Source organism: Oleiphilus sp. HI0132 (assembly GCF_001635845.1).
The window spans coordinates 1-1,389 of the sequence record NZ_LWGJ01001844.1 but is presented as its reverse complement, the minus strand read 5'-3'; the positions used below and the strand labels follow the sequence as shown (position 1 = coordinate 1,389).

2 protein-coding genes are annotated in these 1,389 nt (G+C 42.3%); one reads left to right on the top strand and one right to left on the bottom strand.

Going from position 1 to position 1,389, the window contains the following annotated elements; genetic code table 11:
- Positions 1-661 (bottom strand): 30S ribosomal protein S6--L-glutamate ligase (gene rimK / locus A3766_RS27855; RefSeq protein ID WP_068643407.1); only part of this gene is annotated, 661 nt, incomplete at its 3' end.
- 184 nt (positions 662-845) lie between these two features.
- Between rimK and A3766_RS27850 the strand changes: the two genes are divergently transcribed.
- Positions 846-1,389: hypothetical protein (locus A3766_RS27850; RefSeq protein WP_156509206.1), on the top strand; the 544-nt coding region annotated here is incomplete at its 3' end.

Below are 1,389 nucleotides of genomic sequence, written 5' to 3'. Positions count from 1 at the left end.
CAGCCGAGCCCCCTCTGTGTAGGTTTGAGCGAAACTCACCAGGCGCAGCCTGACGTTTCATTGCAGCAACGACTTTATCTCCCACCACAAGACAGCGAATATCAGCACCATTTGCCTCCTTAATGTACTCTTGTACAAGGATGTTTGCTTTTAGACCCATAAATGCCTCAATGATGCTTTCGGCTGTCTTTGTCGTTTCCGCTAATACAACACCAATGCCCTGAGTGCCTTCCAATAACTTAATGACAACGGGTGCGCCACCGACATTCTTAAGTAAGTCATCTATCTTGTCAGGCCGATTTGCGAAACCTGTTCTAGGTAAACCAATCCCTTTTCTAGATAACAGTTGTAAAGAACGAAGTTTGTCCCGTGACCGGCTAATCGCGACCGATTCATTAATACAATAAGTTCCCATCATTTCAAATTGTCTGACGACCGAAGTACCGTAGAAAGTAACCGAAGCTCCTATTCGTGGAATGACAGCGTCATAAAGAGGTAAGGGCTTACCTTTGTATCTCACAGAAGGTTTGGCGCTGGTAATATCCATATAACAATGCATTGTATCGATGACATCAACAGTATGCCCCATCTCTTCTCCTTCTTCTTTTAGTCGGCGAGTAGAGTAGAGCTCTGGGTTACGGGATAGGATTGCTATTTTCATTGGGATACCTCCAAACATTGTCAGTTGAGCTTGTGTAAATCTGTCGTAATTTTGGGCCTGATTTTTTAAAGCGTAAAACGAAAAGAATTTGTGTTGACGACAAAATTTATTAGGTGGTCGAATGACGAAACTAGTATGACAATAATGAGGATAGTGCTATCAATCAGTTGTTTTGGAATCTACTATGATGAACGTCTTAACAATGCCTGACAGATTAACCAAGAGTCAGATAAAAGAAAGTTTTTATAGAACCTACAAGCTAGTAAACCGAGTCACTAACGGAGTGAGTACCGGCGAGGTTTTTAAGCAGGGTGAGAGAGTTGCTTATTGTGAGGGTTTAGATAGTGATGAACCATTTCAATACCTCAAGGGTGTTGTTGACAGTCATATCAGGAACGAAATTAGACTGAGAGAAAATAGCATGCCTGACCTAACAGCATGGTATCGCGCAATTTGTGAGACCCTTCCAATTGAAAGCCGCAAAACGAACGACATTATCTGTGAACTTTTTAAAGCAGGTCGCGAGTATGTTTCGCTAAGTGACTTGGCTGGGAAAGCCGAGATATCAAATACCTCTGAATTATGCTTTTTGTTGTCAAATTTAGCACGAAAAATGTGTGACTCTATACCTTATGAACCGCCCTGCCAGGGTGATGGTCGCGATGCATACCTGGCCTTAATTTGTGATAGTTCTCCTTTAGGTGATAGGGTTAGACTTAATTGTCTCT